The organism is Paenibacillus sp. WC2504, assembly GCF_052682475.1.
In genome coordinates, this window is record NZ_JBQZFH010000001.1 from 1,577,910 (window position 1) to 1,595,628 (window position 17,719).

Below are 17,719 nucleotides of genomic sequence, written 5' to 3' on the forward strand. Positions count from 1 at the left end.
ATGAAAGAGAAGGGAAATATTGCGCGGAAATCTACAAGAAACTTTATTTCGAATTGGCCATTACACGCGATGATTGTCATTTATGCAGGATTGTGGATCTGGATGGCGATTGCTCCTTACAGCAGATTTGATTGGGTATTGGAAAATCTTTTGATTTGGGCAGCGCTTATTGTCCTCATCAGCATTTATAAGCTAATTACATTTTCCAATTTGTCTTATGCGTTAATTGGTTTGTTCTTGGCGCTGCATACCGTAGGGGCTCATTATTCGTATAACGAAAATATCGTGGATGTGTGGTTGAAGCTGATCTTGCATTCGGAACGCGATAATTATGATCGCTTGGTGCACTTCAGTTTTGGGCTGCTGCTGGCTTACCCGTTAAGGGAAGCTTTGAGTACATGGACGCAGCTAAGCCGTAAATGGCTTTATGTGATGACCTGCGTTACGATATTGGCGCTAGGAGCCTTTTATGAGCTTATAGAAATGTGGGTAGCTTTGCTTGTTGCCCCGGAAATTGGTACGTTATTTCTTGGAACGCAAGGTGATCCGTGGGATACGCATCACGACATGGAGTTAGCGCTCTATGGGGCTGTCATTGCGATGGTGGTGACGGCTGCGCTGAGGCGTAGAGTAGTGAAGATGAATGATGAAAGATGAAAGAGCAGGACGGTAGTTGTTGGATACCGCGTTTTTTATTTTGCAATTGTGGAGGCTGATTGCTGATGTCAGGTGAAGGACGGAAAGAATTGTTTGGTTATGTAGGTTCCTATACGAACGAAGAACATAAGACGGGGATTACGTTATTTAGGCTGGACCTGCAAAACGGAGAAATCACACTTTTAGATGAGTATGACGATCTGCCTAACGCGTCGTTCCTTGCGCTGAATGAGGATCGGTCTGTCTTATACGCGGTCAGTGAGACAGATACTTATCTGGGCGGATTTGGAGGATCAGCCGCGGCATATGCGATCGAAGCTGGAACATGGAAGCTGACGAAATTGAACCAGCAGCCTACAGGCGGCACTGCTCCTTGTTATATTAGCGTGGATCAGACGAACAGCGCCGTGTTTGTGGCCAATTATTCAAGCGGAAGTGTGACTTCTTATCAGATTGAGAAGGGTGGAAGGCTGAGCGAGCCTACGCAGTTGGTCAAGCATGAAGGTACTTTAGGGCCGCGAACGGATCGCCAGGAGCGTCCGCATGCGCACTCGATTGTGCTGGCGCCAGACAATCGTTATGCGATTTCCGCCGATCTGGGCCTTGATCGGCTGATCGTGAGCCGCGTTGACGCTGAGGGCGGCCTCCTTCACCCGCATGGTGAAACAGCGGTGAAGCCGGGCGCAGGCCCGCGGCATTTGGTGTACAGCGCGGACAGCCGGTTCGTGTACGCGATTAATGAGCTGGACAGCACAGTCACTGTGCTGGCTTATGATGCGAGCGCGGGAACGCTGACCGCGCTGCAAAGCATTTCGACGCTGCCGGAAGGCTTCAGCGGCGAAAGCACATGCGCGGACATCCATCTCTCCAGAGATGGCCGGCATGTGTATGCCTCAAACCGCGGACACGACAGTATCGCGGTTTATGCGGTGGACGGATCAAGCGGCACGCTGTCCGTCGTGGGTTGGCAGGCGACGCTGGGGCGGACGCCGCGGAACTTCGCCCTGACGCCGCAGGGAGACTTCCTGCTTGCGGCGAATCAGGGCTCGGACAGCATCACGGTTTTCCGCGTGGACGCGGAGTCGGGGATGCTGCAGGAAACCGGGCACACCGCGGTGGTATCGCGGCCGGTTTGCGTGAAGTTCCTTTAAAGGTTGGGCTTCTAGGCAAAGAAACGAGCCACCCCCAAGTTGTAACGGACCCCACAGGCGCTATTTCCAATAAAATAGTCTGATTGTTGAGCTAACGGACACCAGAAGCGTTATTGCACCTTAAAGCAGCGGAAAACCCTGCCACAAAGGTGAATAGCGGCTGCTGTGTCCGTTAGATTTTTAAAAGGGCTCTATTTTACCGAATAGAGGCACGTGAGTCCGTTAGCGCGTATGCAGGCTGCTTCCTCAGCTCGGCCCTAGACATCGCGGCAGTTGTGCAGGAAAAAGCATTGACTTCTGAAGAAGTGTTGTTAAAATAGATCATTGTATGTACATGGTGAACGCGTGTACACAATAAGATTAAGAACAGGAAACCAACATGGAAACCGCAAAGAAAATGACGTTATTCGGGCTTGTATGGCCGATAATGATTGAATTATTTCTGCAATTTATGATCGGCACGGCGGACACGCTGATGGTGAGCCGGATTTCGGACGATGCAGTAGCTGTCGTTGGGATCAGCAATTAATTTTTCCAAGCGGTCATTATGTTATTCGTCCTTATATCCAGCGGAGCGGGCATTGTCATCTCCCAGAAACTCGGAGCAAGCAAAGAGGAAGAAGCGCGGAAAGTAGCTTCAATGGCTTTTACATTAACGCTGGGTTTGGGCGTTGTTGTTTCTCTGCTGCTTTATTTTGGTGTGGATTTGTTCGTTTATTTCCTGCATGTCCCGGCCTCCCTTTATGAGATGACGCGGCAGTATATTCAAATTGTAGGCAGCGGAACGATCGTCATGGCAGCTGTTTTAACTTTAAGCACAATTATTCGCAGCACAGGCAATACGAAAGGCACCATGCTAGTTGCTATTGGTATGAACATCATCCATATTATCGGCAATTATGTGTTTATTTTTGGCGCGTTGGGCTTGCCGAAATGGGGGCTTTTTGGTGTTTCCCTTTCAACGGTGGGTAGTCGTGTCATCGCGTTGGTCGTGCTTTTTTATATTTTCCGCAAAACCTTCACCACACTTATCACTTGGAGTGACCTGCGAGTATTCCACAAGGGACTACTGAAAGAGGTGGCGAAAGTTGGCCTGCCAATGGCCATTAGCTCGGCTTCATGGACCTTGTCCCAGGTCGTCCTTTTTTCGATGGTTGCTACGATGGGTGCAGAGCAGCTAACGGCTAGAACCTATCTAAATACGATGGAGTCGTTCTCTTTCCTGGCAGGCTGGTCCTTTGCGATGGCGGTCCAAATTCAGGTGGCGCATTTATTCGGTGCGGGACAGATGGAGAAAGCGTATCGCAGCCTCTATAAAGCGTTATTCTGGGGCGAAGTGGTCGTGGTTGCCAATACGCTCTTGTTATTTTTATTAGGCAAACATATCGTAGGGGCATTTACTGAAAATAACCAAATTATCTCCATTGTCGTTGGCGTCATGGCCATGAATTTGATTCTGCAGCCGCTCAAAATGTGGAATATGCCGCTCAATAATGCGCTTAACGCCGTCGGTGACACCAAATTTGTCATGTATGTGAGTATTGGCGTCATGTGGATTTTTGCGGTTGGAGGCACGTACGTATTTGGTCTAAAATTCGGTTGGCTGCTCCACGGCGTTTATGTGGCTATGATTTGTGATGAAGCGATTCGCGGATTTCTTGTCCAGCGGCGCTGGATGGCTCGCAAAAAGCTGCCGAAAGCAGCTGTTTCTACAAGCGCAATGACTTCTCATTTTTGAGCAAAAACCTGACCTGACAAGACAAGCCCCCCTAAAAAGGGGCTGTTTTATCCGAAAAATTGGTTGCGCATGCAACTAATCGCGCGTATGATAAACTAGTGGCAAGTGCAACGATTCGGTCAGTCCCACCATTTTGCAGGAAGGAAGGAGAAAGGATTATGATTGATGCCCGAAACACCATCCCAAGGTGGATCTCACTGTTATACCGGTATGGACAAATGTATATTGGTGAGCATCTGAAAGCGTACGATATCGGCAAGGGGCAGCATATTTTTCTTAACGCGCTCTATAAGGAAGATGGCCTCACGCAAGAAGAACTGGCGGATTACTTGAAGATCGATAAAGGTACGACGGCAAAAGCACTGAAAAAACTCGAAGAGCAAGGCTACATAACGCGCACGGTCAGCGAAAAGGATAAACGATGCAACGAGGTTCATCTGACTGAAAAGGCGCTTCTGATCAAGGAAGATGTGCGTAAAGTGTTAACGGATTGGCGGGAGCGTTTGACCGATGGTCTGTCGGAAGAAGAGAAGCAATTGGCTCTAACCATTTTGGAGAAAATGGGCAATAATGCAGCTAGATTTGCAGAGGAGGGGTAGATTAGCATGAATGTGAGGGCAGCAGGTTCGGTTTTTATCGATCGACATTTCCATGCTTTAACTCATCGGAATTATCGCTATCTTTGGACAGGGCAATGTGTATCGCTCATCGGGACATGGATGCAAAATATCGGGCAATCATGGCTCGTTCTTACACTGACAGGTTCGCCGCTAAAGCTTGGCATGGTCACGGCTTGTCAATTTTTACCGATCCTTTTATTTTCGCTATTTGCGGGCATTATCGTAGATAAATTTCCAAAGAAGAACATCCTTTTGGTCACGCAGACGGTTTCCATGATTCTTGCTTTTACGTTAGCAACGCTTGTGTTGACGCATACAGTGAGGTACGAGTTTATTATTGTACTCGCGCTTTTGCTGGGGCTTAATAACACGCTCGATATGCCGACCAGGCAGGCTTTTAATATTGAAATTGTTGGAAAAGAAGATCTGATGAATGCCATTGCGCTCAATTCCACTACGTTCAATATGGCCAGGATTGTTGGACCTTCCATTGGTGCAGTAATGATGGCTTGGCTTGGGGCAGGCTGGTGCTTCTTGCTTAATGGAGTCAGCTTTATAGCTGTCTTGTATGGCATACTCCAGATTCAAACAGCGCCTTATGTTCGAAAGAAAACCTCGCGGGAGGGTGTTTTTAAGGAGATTAAGGACGGTATCGTCTATATTGCAAGAGATCCAGTGTTAGCTCAGACGGTCCTGCTCGTGACGGTGATTGGGACTTTAGCTTTTAACTTTAATATCCTCATTCCAGTTTTTACGAGAAATGTATTGCAATTAGGAGAGACCACATACGGTACCTTGATGTCTTGCCTTGGAATCGGTTCTTTTGCAGGGGCGCTGACGATGTCATTTCGCAGTAAAAAGGGTCCAAGACTCAAAATAAGCATGATCGCAAGCCTAGTGGTTGCCAGCTGCCTGATTCTAAATGGGCTTAGTACGTCTGTTTGGTTGTGCGGGGGAGTACTGGCTTTAACGGGATTTTTCAATATTATGTTCGCTACGAATAGCAATTCCAATCTTCAAATGAATGCCAAAGAGGAGTATCGCGCGCGGGTTATGAGTGTTTATGCGCTCGTATTTGCCGGTTCTACACCGTTTGGCAGCTTATTTGCCGGATATGTCGCAGATCGTTTTGGGGCGAATGGGGCTTTTGTCGTATGCGGGTTACTAACGGGTATTTTATGCTTAATTATTATCTGGAAATTTCGAAAAACAGGCGAAAAAAAATCACTTGAGGCCATTTAATCGTTTTATCCAAATTTTGGATTGTCAATTAGAAGCGTTTCCATTACAATATGAGTTATATTCATGTCGTTATTTGGGGAGGTAATCTTGTGCTAGGGTTTTTGAAAAAATGGATGTATTCACCTAAACATATGCCAAAGCAAGATCCTGCAAACGCTGTGGATTATAAAACGATGGAGATTGACGTGGTTATCAAGTGCTTCGTGTCGGATAAGGACAGGCCTTTTCGTGTCATCTTCAAAGTAGAGAAACAAGGCTCTTTTTTCTCCAAGGACATTTTCGTGCAAAATGTGGATGCTAAGACACCATATGAACTGGTTCATAACTTTTCCACACTAGGGATGAATTATGAAGAGCTGAAGAAATACGGAAGCACAGATTACGCGGAGTACAGCTTTGCTACTTTGGAAGAGGCCAAGAAAGTAAAAGATACGACCGTAGAATACATACGATTTCTGATTCGTGAACATCAACAAGAGACACTCGCACAAACCTCATAGCAGGACCACATAAAGGAGTCAGCGATTTTATCGCTGGCTTTTTTGCTCTACCTGGACAAGCGCGCTCCGGACTTAAGTGGATGACGAAGGTGCAAGTGAGCGACCAAGTCGAAATCGAAGGCCTACGTTGCATTTTATACAACATAATGGCAGGGTCTGACCCCGAAAACGGTCCTACGTTGCACAAAGTACAACCATTTGTTGCGAAAAGGTGAGATGTACCTGTTTCGTGCTTAAATGATTGCATAAAGTACAATATAGAGGCGTGCTAAGGTGCAATTACAGCGAAATGGTTGCACAAATTACAACATAGAACGCTGTTGCAATCGCAGTTTGGTGATGTGTGTTGGTGTCGGCAACGCCTGGACATCCCGATAAACAAAAAAGCTTAGCCAGATCCCCAACATGGATCTAACTAAGCCTTTTTGCGGTGACAAGCGGTGATTACTTCTTCGCTGCTTCCGTTTTGTGCTGCTGCACGATCTCTTTCAAGCGGTATTGGCGAAGTTTGGTGACCGAGGTGAATTTGGAGTCAGCACCTTTGACCTCAAAAAATACTTTGCCATCTTGAATTTGAACAATTTTATGCGTGTTCACATAACAATCTGTATTCACCTTGAAAAAAGCGCTGCCCGTTGTAATCTCTATGATCTGCTCTGTGGACATCCGTTTTTTAATGTGAAAATTTTTCCCATGAAAAGAGACCAGCCCATGCTCTCCGACCCGGAAATACATAATATCTTTCTCCAGTACGAAATTTTCATAGCTGTTTCTGGTTTCGAGCGCTACAGTCATTTTAGATTCCCCCTTTAAAATGATAACGCTTACAATTGAGAACGTTCTCATTATACCGCATTTATTTAGATTTTAAAAGTGTTTTTCATGTAAAAACGGACCTCCTTTATTAAAAAAAGGAGATCCGTGACCATGTATTTCCTAGGAAATATTTAACAACATTAATGCTTATTTCATTCGCTCAAGCACGTTGCGAGCCACCCATACGCCAGCAGCTCCAGCCTGGGCTAAACCTCTTGTAATTCCTGCACCGTCACCGCCGCAGAACAGGCCTTTGATCTCGGTTTCGAAGCTTTCGCTGAGCTTAGGACGAGCGGAATAAAATTTCGCTTCAACACCGTAGAAGAGCGTATGTTCAGCCGCAATCCCCGGGGTTACTTTTTCAAGAGCGTGGATCATTTCAATTAAGCTTTTCATAGTATTGTAAGGCAGCACGAGACCTAGATCACCAGGAACAGCTTCAGCCAACGTTGGTTCAAGAAAGCCCTCGCGAATTCGATCTGCTGTAGAGCGTCGTCCTCGCATGATGTCTCCGAATTTCTGAACGATAACGCCGCCGCTGGAAAGATCGTTCGCATGTTTGCAAATTTCCCGCGCATATTCGTTCGGCTTATCGAACGGCTCGGTAAATTTGTGGGAAACGAGCAGGGCGAAGTTCGTATTATTGGAGCCGAGGGCCGGATCCTTGTAGGAGTGCCCGTTCGCGGCCATAACGCCGCTATGATTCTCGACAACAACATGGCCGGAAGGATTGCTGCAGAAGGTGCGAACCCGCGTGCCCACAGAGGTATTGTAGATGAATTTCCCTTCATACAAATGCTCGTTAATTTCGCGCATCACGACATCCGATGTTTCCACGCGGACGCCAACATCGACTTGGTTGTTGTACATTTTCAAACGGCGCTTCTTTAAAACTTGCGTTAACCATGCGGAACCGTCGCGTCCGGGAGCTAGCATCACATGATCGCTGTGGATCTCGGTGCCATCTTTCAGCCGTATGCCCTGAATGATATGTTTGTCCTCGCGTTTCATCGTGATGATGTCGTCGACTTCAGCTTTGAACTGCATGTCGATTCGTGTTTTCAAATATTCGTAAATGGATTTTAGAATCATTAAGTTCTGTTCGGTGCCTAGATGCCTGACCTGTGCGCGAAGCAGCTTAAGTCCAGCCGCGTATGAGCGCTGCTCAATGTTTTTCACAGCTTCGGTCGTCGGGTCTGTGATGTTCTCGGTTGCACCATGCTCTAGATTAATCCGATCTACATATCGAATCAAATCAATGACTTGGCTAGGAGCCAATATATCGGTCATCCAACCGCCGAATTCCGTGGTGATGTTGAACTTGCCGTCACTATAAGCGCCAGCACCTCCGAAGCCGGCCGTAATGGAACATGCAGGCAGACAGCCTGAGAACTCCTTTTTACCGGCAGGTGGAGGGCACAGCTTGATTTTGCTTTCCAGAATCGGACAACTGCGATGGTAAATATCATGGCCTTTGTCGACGAGCAATACTTTAGCGTCAGGGCGAAGCAGCGTCATTTCATAACAGGCGAAAATACCGGCAGGTCCTGCACCGACTACGATTAAATCATAAGCGTTCATTGCGATCTCCTCTGGAACATTCATTTTTGGACGCAAAAAAACCTAGCCACACGGGTATGCAAAAAGCAAGAACCCGTCGTAGCTAGGAAGTTATGGCTTCCTCTAGAGACCCTTAAGCCAATTCTCAAGGATATACGAACGATTATGACGTATGTGGCAGTTTCTTATTGCCTTAATCATCATAATACGAACAATTTATGTTGTCAATCATATAATGTTCGCGAATTCAGTTGAACCTCGACTAGGATTAGGAAGGTTATATCGTTTTTTGTTGAGCTTACCCGAATGGTTTCGCCATATTCTCGTTTGGAGTTTGTATAGAATACATTGTCGGTTAGTAGTACAATGAGTAACGAAATCATGAGGATAAAGAGCGAGGTATATATGATGAAATTAACATTTTTGGGCTGTGGCGACGGCTTTAGTGTCGAGCAAGGCCATAATAGCTCTTTACTCACATTCGGAAATACCAACCTGTGCATCGACTTTCCCGAGTCGAATCATACTGCTTTGCATCAGATGGGGAAAAAGCTCAATGAGGTGGAGCATGTCTTCGTAACGCATTTGCATGAGGATCATATCAATGGCTTGTCGAAGCTGGCGTTGTTTCATCGGGTGTATCCCGGAAGAATCAAGCCAAAACTTTATGTGCCTGCAGGGTTGCTAGCTGATCTATGGCAAGTTTTGCGCCATGGGTTGGAGCTAACCACGAGAGGGAAACGGGTTTTAGAAGACTATTTTGACGTGGAATGCGTGGAAAATGTTTTTGAGATCGCGGGTGAGCGATTCGAGCTTATTCGGACGCAGCATGTGCCGGACATGCTTAGCTATGGCTTGCTTTGTAAGCCGTATTTCTATTTTAGCGGGGACACGAAGTTAGACGAAACGTTTCTCGGAGAGGTTGCCGGCGAGGTGCAAACGATCTTTCACGAATGCCACATGCAGGAGGATCAATTGCCTTCGCATACGTCACTTGAGGAGCTTTTAACGCTCCCAATGTCCATTCAAGAAAAGATGCTGCTCATGCATTATGTAGATGATTATGTGCTAGCGGATGCGCGTGAGCAGGTTCATGGTAAGCATAAACTTCGTTTGGCTGAGCCATTGCTTGTATATGAGTGGTAGGACGCGGGACGAGTACTTGAAAAAGAGCCCCGAAGACTTCTATTTCAGCAAAAATAGATTCTTTGTCAGAAAAGACCTAGTGGATAATTTTCCGCTGGGTTTTTATTCGTTTCCTTTTACCACAAATACCCTTTTCCCGAATGAAAATGGAATAATAAAGGACCACAGTTCCGCTCACCCAGCGCAAGTGCCTGATCTTTGGAAAATAGCGGATCGTAGTTCCCTCAACGCGCGCTGTTTCCAAGCTGTTGAGTTTGGTTTTTCATACATTTTTACATTATTTCTGTATAAACAAAAACTGATATAATTGATATCATTGTGTTAAAGAATGATAGCGATTTCAAGGTTCAAAAGAAAGGTGGTGGGCAATGTGTCTGTCGCACCCGTACGCGTGTTGATCATTGATGATGAATTGCCGTTAAGACAAGAACTTCGATCCATGCCTTGGCCTACATTTGGTGCAGAACTTGTCGGAGAGGCCGAGAATGGGGAAGAGGCTTTGGAGCTCTGTATAGCTCTGGAACCCGACCTTGTGATCTCCGATATTACGATGCCCATCATGGATGGCTTAACATTGTTTCGCAACGTCAAAAAAAGATTTCCGCACATCCAATTCGTCCTGTTAACTTGTCATAGCGATTTTCATTATGCCCAAGAAGCGCTGAAATTAGGAGCCTTGGACTATTTTACGAAGCTGTCTTTTGATGAAGAGGATATGAAGACTGCGATTGAAAAAGCGAGAACAGCGATTAGGCGTGAAGTTGATCTCAAACAATACGAACAAGAACGGATGCGTCGAGAGTCGGCCAATGCACCGAAGCCAGCGGTGAGCGACGAACGGAAGATTCGCAAAGAAGTCCAGCTTGCCCAGCGAATCATTGAGGTCAAGCTCGGCGAGCCCATTACGTTAACTTCCGTTTCGGAAGAAGTTGGGTTGAGCTCGTACTACCTTAGCCGCCTGTTTCGGGAAGAAACAGGGGAATCCTTTAACGATTATGTGACCCGGCTGCGCATGGAGAAAGCCGTGAACCTGCTTCAGAACACGCAGCTCAAAGTGTATGAGGTTGCTGAGCAGGTAGGGATTCCAAGTTACCGTTACTTCTCGCAGCTATTCCGTAATTGGACCGGCGTAGCGCCTACAGACTATAAAAAGGGATGATGCTAAAATGAAAGCGCTTATCTCGTGGTTTGGCAGCTGGAGCATGTTAGCCAAGCATTTTTTGTTTTTGTCCCTGGGAACACTTGTGCTGTTAGGGGGGCTGGGCTACATCAACTTGCGCGAAGCGGAGGGACTGTTTCGCAGGCAGGTCGTGTCGGACGCCCAAGTCATTATTGACCGAACCAATCTCTATATGAATGCTTATTTGGACAATGTACAAAATATCCTTTTGCTGATTTCAACCCGGGAAGATTTGTTAAATGTGGGTATGGAAAAGGAGGCTTCGGACGTTCTTCGCTCGTATGCGAATATGAACAGATCGCTATATAAGTCGCTTTATTTGGTGGGCGTAGATGGACATGTTATATCCAACTCGCAAACCACTTTCGATATTATTGGAAATCCGGAAATCCCGAAGCTGCTTGAGCAAGCCAAGCAAACCTACGGCATTTTTATCACCGAGCCCTATCAATCCCCAATGTCGGGTAAAACAGTCGCCTTCGTGCTGCCGATTCAATCGTCTTCGACAAAGACGCTGAAAGGGATCGCCGTCGTGGAAATCGATCTCGTTCAATTAACGAATATGATCGCGCAGTTCATGAATACGAAGAATCAGACATTTGCTATCATCACGAACAAAAAGAATGTCGTCCATTCGTTTGATGTGGGGCTTCCGCTTAGCTCCTACAGGCTGCTGCCTTATCATACGTCTGTCTATCCGCCGGAGCTGGATGGCGGGTTTGTCGAGCGGGTGTCGGATCTTCCTGTCGGCGCATCGGAAATTGATGGCCCGGAGGGCGATTTGGTTGCGGTCAAGTCCGGCATGAACAATCTGGGCTGGTATTTTATCGCCTTCTATGAAAATAGTTTCTTCTATCAAAATATTGCCAGCTTATACCGGAATTTCAGCACGGCAGGCGTTTTCTGGATATTTCTTGTTCTGGCCAGCACCTACATGATTAGCCGGTATATTACGCTGCCGGTACGCACATTGGTTGCCAAAATGGATCGGGTGCGAGATATGGAAGTGCTTCACACCATACACGCAACAGGCAATGATGAAATCGGCCGATTGGCGCGAAGCTACAATGCTATGATGGAGCGGATTCATCATCTGATGCAGGAAACGAAGGAAGCGGAACGCCGCAAGAAGCATTTTGAGCTGAAAATGCTGCAGAGTCAAATCGCTCCGCATTTTCTGTACAATACCCTTGCTTGCATTAGTTCTCTGGCTAAGCAGCACAAAATCTACGAGGTTCGGGAAACGATCAAGACCCTGGTGGGTCTGTTATCTTTCAGCTTTGATAAAAGCACGGAATTCGTTACGTTAGCGGACGAGCTGGAAGGACTGCGCATGTATGCTTACATCCAGAAGGTGCGCTATGGCGATAAATTCACGATGGAGATCGACGCAGCGCCTGCCACGCTTTCCAAAACCATTCTCAAGCTTACCCTGCAACCGCTTGTGGAAAATGCCATTTTTCATGGGATTGTTCCGCTCAAACGTGAGGGAATAATTCGTATACGGGCCAAGTATGCCAAGGATAAATTGATTATTACCATCAGGGACAACGGGCTCGGGATGAACTCGGAGGTTCTGAATAGTGTGTTCGAAGAGCGGCATAAAGCGCCGAGCAAACATAGATTCACGGGAATCGGGATCATGAATGTCCATGAGCGAATCGGGCTCCATTTTGGAACGGCGTACGGTCTGTCCATTTTCTCTTTGCCCGAAATTGGAACGTTGATCCGAATCGAACTTCCAGCGATGGAACATGAACATGCAGAAAAAAACAAATAAAGCGTTTGCAAGAATTCGGACATTTTCGCAGGATCACTGTATATTTTCCAAAGAAAGCGCTTGCTATACTTAACTCAACCCGTTAGGAAGCGAGTGATCAGATGGAAAAGAGGTGGCCTCATGGAACAGCAAATCGTAGCCAAGCAGGAAGTAAAGGCGGGTAGACAAACAAAAGATGCGAGGCTTAAATTATCTGCGAAGCAGGTTTGGGCCTTTCGGGCTTTTTATCTCATGCTTTTGCCTGGTGTTATCTATTTCGTAATTTTCCGCTATATTCCCATGTATGGTGTGATTATTGCGTTTAAGGATTTTCAAATACTGGATGGCATTCTCGGCAGTGGTTGGGCGGATCCTTGGTACAAGCACTTTCAGACGTTTTTTAATTCCCCTTATTTCGGGCAGCTGATGGTCAACACGTTCGTCATTAGCATCTACAAGCTCGTATTTGGGATGGCACCGCCTATTATTATGGCCTTACTGCTCAACGAGTGCAGACTGCGGTGGTTCAAAACGGTTGTGCAAACGCTCACGTATATGCCGCATTTCTTATCTTGGGTCATCATTTACGGGATTCTGATCGCCCTGCTTTCTCAGAATTCCGGGATCGTCAACCGTTTTATCGAAGATGCGGGCGGACAGTCGATTGGCTTCATGACCTCAATTGATTACTTCCGAACGATTCTGGTAAGCTCGGAAGTTTGGAAGGATCTCGGCTGGGGCGCAATTATTTACTTGGCTGCGATGACGGCGATTGATCCGACGTTATACGAAGCAGCGCGTGTGGACGGAGCAAGCCGATTGCGGATGATCTGGCACATTACGCTGCCAGGCATTCGAAATGTCATTATCCTTCTGCTCATCTTAAAGCTGGGCCATATTATGGATGCCGGATTCGATCAAATTTATATTTTGTATAACATTCAAGTGTATCAAGTTGCCGATATCCTGGATACTTGGGTATTCCGGACAGGGCTGCAGCAGATGAACTTCTCACTGGGGGCCGCCGTAGGACTATTCAAATCCGTCATAGGGCTTATCTTGGTACTAGGTTCGAATCAGTTATCCAAGAAATGGGGTGATGGCATATGGTAAGAGGCTGGGAAGACCGGATCGTAAATACGATTGTCGTTGTCATCCTCGGGCTTGCTGCTTTGGCGGCGATCGTACCGCTGATGTATGTGATTGCCGTGTCCATCACACCTTTCTCCGAGGTACTGAAGAATGGAGGTTTCATCCTCATTCCGAAGTCCGTTACATTTAGCGCTTATCACAAGTTGTTCACTGAAACGAATATTCCCAAAGCTTTCTGGGTGACGATCTTCATTACGGTCGTCGGCACGATTGTGAACCTGATTTTGACTTCGCTTATGGCCTATCCGCTTAGCCGTCGCAATCTCCCGGGAAGAAGCTTCTTCCTTCTCATGGTTGTGTTTACGATGTTGTTCAGCGGAGGACTCATTCCGACTTATTTGGTTGTGAAATCTCTAGGGCTCTTGGATTCCGTCTGGTCGATGATTTTGCCGAATGCGATTTGGAGTTTTAACATTTTGATTATGAAAAGCTTTTTCGAAAGCCTTCCGGAAGAGTTGTTCGAATCGGCTCGAATGGATGGTGCGAAGGAATTCCGGATTCTCTGGCAAATCGTATTGCCGCTTTCCATACCGTCTATGCTCACGATTGGGTTGTTCTACATGGTCGGCCATTGGAATGAATTTTTCCAGGCGATTATGTATGTAACGGATCGGAACCTGTTTCCCTTGCAGGTCGTTATTCGCGAAATTCTCATGCTGACCCAGCAACCGCTGGAAAATGCCGAAAATATGCTTCCTACCGAAACGATGCAAATGGCATCTGTTGTTGCTGCAAGCTTACCGATCATTATCGTGTATCCGTTCATTCAAAAGCATTTCACCAAAGGAATGTTGATGGGCTCTGTCAAAGGTTGACCCCGTTGAATGCATCAGGACTGCAGCCTGATTCGTTCTGTAACGGCGACAATAGAAGCAACTTTTATTTTAAAAGAAAGAAGGGGTATCTATGAAAAAGAAATTGCTTGTACCAATTCTTCTCGCCATGGCTTTCGCCGGTGGAACGCTGATTGCCGGTTGCGGTGGAGCGCCTGCTGCGAATAAACCTGCTGATAAAGCTGCGGAAAGCGGCAAACCGGCTGCCAGTGCCAAGCCAGTGAAGCTTGATATTATCGAAACGGGCAGCGGCCTTCCTTCTCCTGATCAGGACACAATTAAGCAGGAGCTGGATAAAGCGCTGGGCACGGATCTCAATCTGACCGTGTATGCCTCCGGCGACGATTACAAAAATCAGTTAAACGTGCGCATGTCATCGGCGAACTTCCCGGATTTATTCGCTGTCGACCGCCAGCAGTTAAAGCAATTTACAGACCAAGGACTTCTGCTTGATCTCACGCCTTATTTGGATAAGCTTAAGCCCGTACAAGACTTCATTGGAGCTGACAGTTTGAAGAAAGGGATGCTGAACGGCAAGACGTATGCCATCGCGAAGTCACCGCAAGTTCCCTACAACACATACTGGATTCGTCAGGATTGGCTCGACAAACTGAATCTGAAAGTCCCGACTACACCGGAGGAAATGCTTGAGGTAGCTAAAGCGTTTACCGAGAAAGACCCGGACGGTAATGGGAAAAAGGATACGTATGGCCTCACCGGCGGTAAATTGGGAGCTTTTGATACCATTTTTGGAGCTTATGGCGTTGGTATGGATGGCGGCACACCGACCGTTTACGTGAAGGATAATAAAGTGGTGAACTCGCTGTATGATCCTGGGATGAAGGATGCTCTTGCTTTTATCCAGAAAATGATTGCTTCCGGTTCCGTAGATCCCGAGCTTTTGGCGAACTCCGGCCTTCAACATCAGCAAAAAGCGATAAAAGGGCAAGCGGGTATCGTCTATCTGGATTGGCCGAATGTGACGAAGGAACAATTTGTTGAGCAAATAAAGGCTGTGAATCCGAATGCCAATTGGGTACAAGTGGATGCTTTAAAAGGACCTGGCGGCAAATTTGCAAGCGCCTACGACATTGGGAAGGCAGCAGCCATGTATGCCGTTCCGAAGTCGCTTGAGAAAAATCCGGAGAAACTGCAAAAAGTCATCGACTTGCTGAATTATGTTTCTTCGAAGGATGGGTCTTTGTTGGTGCAGTACGGGGTGAAAGGCAAACACTTCAACCTCGATGGCAGCAAAGTGGTCCCAACCGATCTGATGGGCAAAGAGGGCGGTTATTTCTGGCTGTACCAATTCGCAGGTCGCCCGGAAATGGAATATTTGACGGTGAAATTCGGTCCGCAGGCTAAGTATATGGAATATGCGAGCAAACAGCCGCACATTGACGGTTTGGCTGGATTCGTGGATATGCCGAATGGCTATAACGCTGCAGATGCGACTCGCTACATTGAAGAAGAGTTTTCCAAATTTATATATGGCAAGCGTCCGCTGAGTGAATATGACAGCTTCCTTAAGACATTGGAAAGCTCCATGAATTATAAAGCGTATCTGGATGCTGCGGATAAAAGGATCAAAGAGCTTGGCTACGTGAAGTAACCGTAGAAGTGTGTGGAAAAGGAAGGAGAAATGGGCTTCCTTTTCTTTTAAAAGTACTATTTACACGTGTAAATCTAATGGTTATACTTACCATAAAATTAATTTAAAAATGAGGAGTGTATTCGCATGACACAAACAAAACTTGATATTCCTGCACTTATTGAGCAATTTAACGAAAAAGGTTACTTAATCCTGCCGGGGATTTTGTCAGAAGAGAAAGTGAACCGTTTGAACGCCGCGATCGATCGAATTATTGCCGAAGAACCGGAATCATTAGCTTATAACGTTTATAACAGCATCGAGAGAGACGATGAAATAGCCTCATTAATCGATGAACCGACACTGCTTCCTCTCATGGTTAATCTGCTTGGTTTTAACATTCAGCTGCACATTTCACATTTAACTGTACGTAAACCGAATCCCAACGATGTGAAAACCGAGTCGCACAGCTTCATTAACTGGCATCAAGACGGTCCGCATCCACAGTTTCCGAAGCAAACTGGCATTACCTCTACTTATTACATTAAAACATGTTATATCTTGAGCGATATGTCCCAACCGGACCGCGGGAATACCAAAATCGTCCCTGGTTCGCATAACAAACCGTTTCATCCGGAGAGCCAGGATGTGGATGGTCTAGTGGACGGAGAAGTGCAAGTCTGCGGTAAACCGGGCGACGTATTCATTTTCCCGCAGAACCTGTGGCATGCCGGTGCACCTAATCGCTCGGAATTTACACGCCGGCAGTTGTTTCTTGGTTACAGCCCAATTTGGATGAGACCGATTGACTACCGTACGGCATCCGATCGGTTGCTGGAGAATGCGTCGCCTTACCGGAAACAGCTTCTGGGAGTCATTGATGAGAATCCGTTTAAATATTATGTTCCTTCCGAATCTATGGTACCATTAAAGGAGCTGTACAATCAGGATGCTGGCAAAAGCGTCTACAAATAAGCTCACTTGGAAGAGGTGGATATCTTGGGTTCATCAACAAGGTTAGAGGGAAAAATCGCGCTTGTTACCGGAGCATCACGCGGACTAGGGCGTCATATCGCAGCTGCGCTTGCGGCAGCGGGAGCGAATGTCGCAGTCAACTATGCGTATAGCACTCAGGATGCGGAGGAGACGGTTCGGCTGATTACTGCCACTGGAGGCAGTGCCACGGCTTTTCGCGCTGATATCACAAGCGAAGAGGAAGTTAACGAGCTTGTTGCGCGAGTGGAGCAGCATTTTGGCAGGAATATTGATATTCTGGTCAACAACGCGACAGGCCCTCAACCGATGCTTTCGATTGAAGAGAGTACCTGGCAGACTTACTTGGACCAGCTGGAGTTTTTCGTGAAAGCCCCCTTGCTGCTTGCGAAAGCGGTGCTTCCGGGGATGAAATTGAAGAGAGAAGGAAGCATTATTCATATCGGCAGCGAAGTCGTGCAAATTGGCAATGCCAACTTCTCCAGCTATGTAACAGCCAAGTCATCCATGGTGGGGATGACGCGATCATGGGCTAGCGAGCTGGGACCTCACGGTATCCGGGTCAATTTGATCGCACCAGGTTGGATACCTGTGGAGCGGCATGAGGGAGTCAGCACGGAAGGTTATCAAGCCGGTGTACCGCTAGGGCGAGTCGGCGAGCCTGCAGATATTGCAAATGCTGTGGTTTTCTTGGCATCGCCGGAGGCAGGCTTTGTTACTGGGCAATGTCTCTCGGTTAACGGGGGCAATACGTTTGGGATTTAATAACGGTTGTTAGGGT

Annotated in this window: 15 protein-coding genes, 1 pseudogene and 1 riboswitch; of the genes and pseudogenes, 14 read left to right on the top strand and 2 right to left on the bottom strand. The window is 46.9% G+C overall.

Annotation, left to right across the window (positions count from 1 at the left end):
• The 6 genes and pseudogenes from ACUN27_RS07200 (at position 1) to ACUN27_RS07225 (ending at position 5,908) form a co-directional block, all read left to right on the top strand.
• Positions 1–657 (top strand): DUF2238 domain-containing protein, encoded by a 657-nt coding sequence (locus ACUN27_RS07200; protein WP_315953531.1) that lies wholly within the window; start codon positions 1–3, stop codon positions 655–657.
• Between the two features lie 65 nt (positions 658–722).
• Positions 723–1,808: a lactonase family protein gene (locus ACUN27_RS07205; RefSeq protein WP_445558613.1), complete on the top strand. Its 1,086-nt coding sequence runs from the start codon at positions 723–725 to the stop codon at positions 1,806–1,808.
• 427 nt (positions 1,809–2,235) lie between these two features.
• Positions 2,236–3,546 (top strand): annotated as a pseudogene (locus tag ACUN27_RS07210) (MATE family efflux transporter).
• Positions 3,547–3,704: 158 nt separating this feature from the next.
• Complete coding sequence (locus tag ACUN27_RS07215) at positions 3,705–4,145, top strand: MarR family winged helix-turn-helix transcriptional regulator (RefSeq protein WP_326063660.1); 441 nt, start codon at positions 3,705–3,707, stop codon at positions 4,143–4,145.
• Between the two features lie 6 nt (positions 4,146–4,151).
• Positions 4,152–5,408: an MFS transporter gene (locus tag ACUN27_RS07220; RefSeq protein WP_315953527.1), complete on the top strand. Its 1,257-nt coding sequence runs from the start codon at positions 4,152–4,154 to the stop codon at positions 5,406–5,408.
• A gap of 101 nt (positions 5,409–5,509) precedes the next feature.
• The gene (locus ACUN27_RS07225) at positions 5,510–5,908 is read left to right on the top strand and encodes a hypothetical protein (protein WP_445558614.1); all 399 of its coding nucleotides are present in this window, start codon (positions 5,510–5,512) and stop codon (positions 5,906–5,908) included.
• Positions 5,909–6,352: 444 nt separating this feature from the next.
• Here the strand turns inward: ACUN27_RS07225 and ACUN27_RS07230 are convergent, their stop codons facing one another.
• Both ACUN27_RS07230 and ACUN27_RS07235 read right to left on the bottom strand, forming a co-directional pair.
• Positions 6,353–6,703: a LytTR family transcriptional regulator DNA-binding domain-containing protein gene (locus ACUN27_RS07230; protein WP_315953526.1), complete on the bottom strand. Its 351-nt coding sequence runs from the start codon at positions 6,701–6,703 to the stop codon at positions 6,353–6,355.
• A gap of 168 nt (positions 6,704–6,871) precedes the next feature.
• Complete coding sequence (locus ACUN27_RS07235; protein WP_315953525.1) at positions 6,872–8,305, bottom strand: NAD(P)/FAD-dependent oxidoreductase; 1,434 nt, start codon at positions 8,303–8,305, stop codon at positions 6,872–6,874.
• Positions 8,306–8,364: 59 nt separating this feature from the next.
• A riboswitch (purine riboswitch) is annotated at positions 8,365–8,463 on the bottom strand.
• A gap of 229 nt (positions 8,464–8,692) precedes the next feature.
• Here ACUN27_RS07235 and ACUN27_RS07240 point away from each other — a divergent pair.
• From ACUN27_RS07240 to ACUN27_RS07275, 8 genes are all read left to right on the top strand, one after another.
• Positions 8,693–9,430 (top strand): MBL fold metallo-hydrolase, encoded by a 738-nt coding sequence (locus ACUN27_RS07240; protein WP_445558615.1) that lies wholly within the window; start codon positions 8,693–8,695, stop codon positions 9,428–9,430.
• Positions 9,431–9,800: 370 nt separating this feature from the next.
• Positions 9,801–10,589, top strand: a complete 789-nt coding sequence (locus ACUN27_RS07245; protein ID WP_315953523.1) for a response regulator — start codon at positions 9,801–9,803, stop codon at positions 10,587–10,589.
• A 7-nt stretch (positions 10,590–10,596) separates the two neighbouring features.
• Positions 10,597–12,390 (top strand): cache domain-containing sensor histidine kinase, encoded by a 1,794-nt coding sequence (locus tag ACUN27_RS07250; RefSeq protein ID WP_315953522.1) that lies wholly within the window; start codon positions 10,597–10,599, stop codon positions 12,388–12,390.
• A gap of 231 nt (positions 12,391–12,621) precedes the next feature.
• On the top strand, positions 12,622–13,482 hold the full coding sequence (locus tag ACUN27_RS07255) for an ABC transporter permease (RefSeq protein ID WP_379170942.1): 861 nt from the start codon (positions 12,622–12,624) through the stop codon (positions 13,480–13,482).
• On the top strand, positions 13,476–14,336 hold the full coding sequence (locus ACUN27_RS07260) for a carbohydrate ABC transporter permease (protein WP_315953520.1): 861 nt from the start codon (positions 13,476–13,478) through the stop codon (positions 14,334–14,336). Before ACUN27_RS07255 ends, ACUN27_RS07260 begins: the two co-directional genes overlap by 7 nt.
• A gap of 91 nt (positions 14,337–14,427) precedes the next feature.
• Entirely contained in the window at positions 14,428–15,966 is a 1,539-nt protein-coding gene (locus ACUN27_RS07265) for an extracellular solute-binding protein (RefSeq protein WP_315953519.1), read from the top strand.
• A 126-nt stretch (positions 15,967–16,092) separates the two neighbouring features.
• Complete coding sequence (locus ACUN27_RS07270; RefSeq protein ID WP_315953518.1) at positions 16,093–16,920, top strand: phytanoyl-CoA dioxygenase family protein; 828 nt, start codon at positions 16,093–16,095, stop codon at positions 16,918–16,920.
• 24 nt (positions 16,921–16,944) lie between these two features.
• Entirely contained in the window at positions 16,945–17,703 is a 759-nt protein-coding gene (locus ACUN27_RS07275; RefSeq protein WP_315953517.1) for an SDR family oxidoreductase, read from the top strand.
• The last annotated feature ends 16 nt before the right edge of the window (positions 17,704–17,719 follow it).

Coding starts and splice junctions, on each gene's coding strand:
- ACUN27_RS07235 (WP_315953525.1), bottom strand. CDS start 8,305: ATGAACGCTTATGATTTAATCGTAGTCGGTGCAGGACCTGCCGGTATT.
- ACUN27_RS07265 (WP_315953519.1), top strand. CDS start 14,428: ATGAAAAAGAAATTGCTTGTACCAATTCTTCTCGCCATGGCTTTCGCC.
- ACUN27_RS07270 (WP_315953518.1), top strand. CDS start 16,093: ATGACACAAACAAAACTTGATATTCCTGCACTTATTGAGCAATTTAAC.
- ACUN27_RS07215 (WP_326063660.1), top strand. CDS start 3,705: ATGATTGATGCCCGAAACACCATCCCAAGGTGGATCTCACTGTTATAC.
- ACUN27_RS07220 (WP_315953527.1), top strand. CDS start 4,152: ATGAATGTGAGGGCAGCAGGTTCGGTTTTTATCGATCGACATTTCCAT.
- ACUN27_RS07200 (WP_315953531.1), top strand. CDS start 1: ATGAAAGAGAAGGGAAATATTGCGCGGAAATCTACAAGAAACTTTATT.
- ACUN27_RS07255 (WP_379170942.1), top strand. CDS start 12,622: ATGCTTTTGCCTGGTGTTATCTATTTCGTAATTTTCCGCTATATTCCC.
- ACUN27_RS07230 (WP_315953526.1), bottom strand. CDS start 6,703: ATGACTGTAGCGCTCGAAACCAGAAACAGCTATGAAAATTTCGTACTG.
- ACUN27_RS07240 (WP_445558615.1), top strand. CDS start 8,693: ATGAAATTAACATTTTTGGGCTGTGGCGACGGCTTTAGTGTCGAGCAA.
- ACUN27_RS07205 (WP_445558613.1), top strand. CDS start 723: ATGTCAGGTGAAGGACGGAAAGAATTGTTTGGTTATGTAGGTTCCTAT.
- ACUN27_RS07250 (WP_315953522.1), top strand. CDS start 10,597: ATGAAAGCGCTTATCTCGTGGTTTGGCAGCTGGAGCATGTTAGCCAAG.
- ACUN27_RS07260 (WP_315953520.1), top strand. CDS start 13,476: ATGGTAAGAGGCTGGGAAGACCGGATCGTAAATACGATTGTCGTTGTC.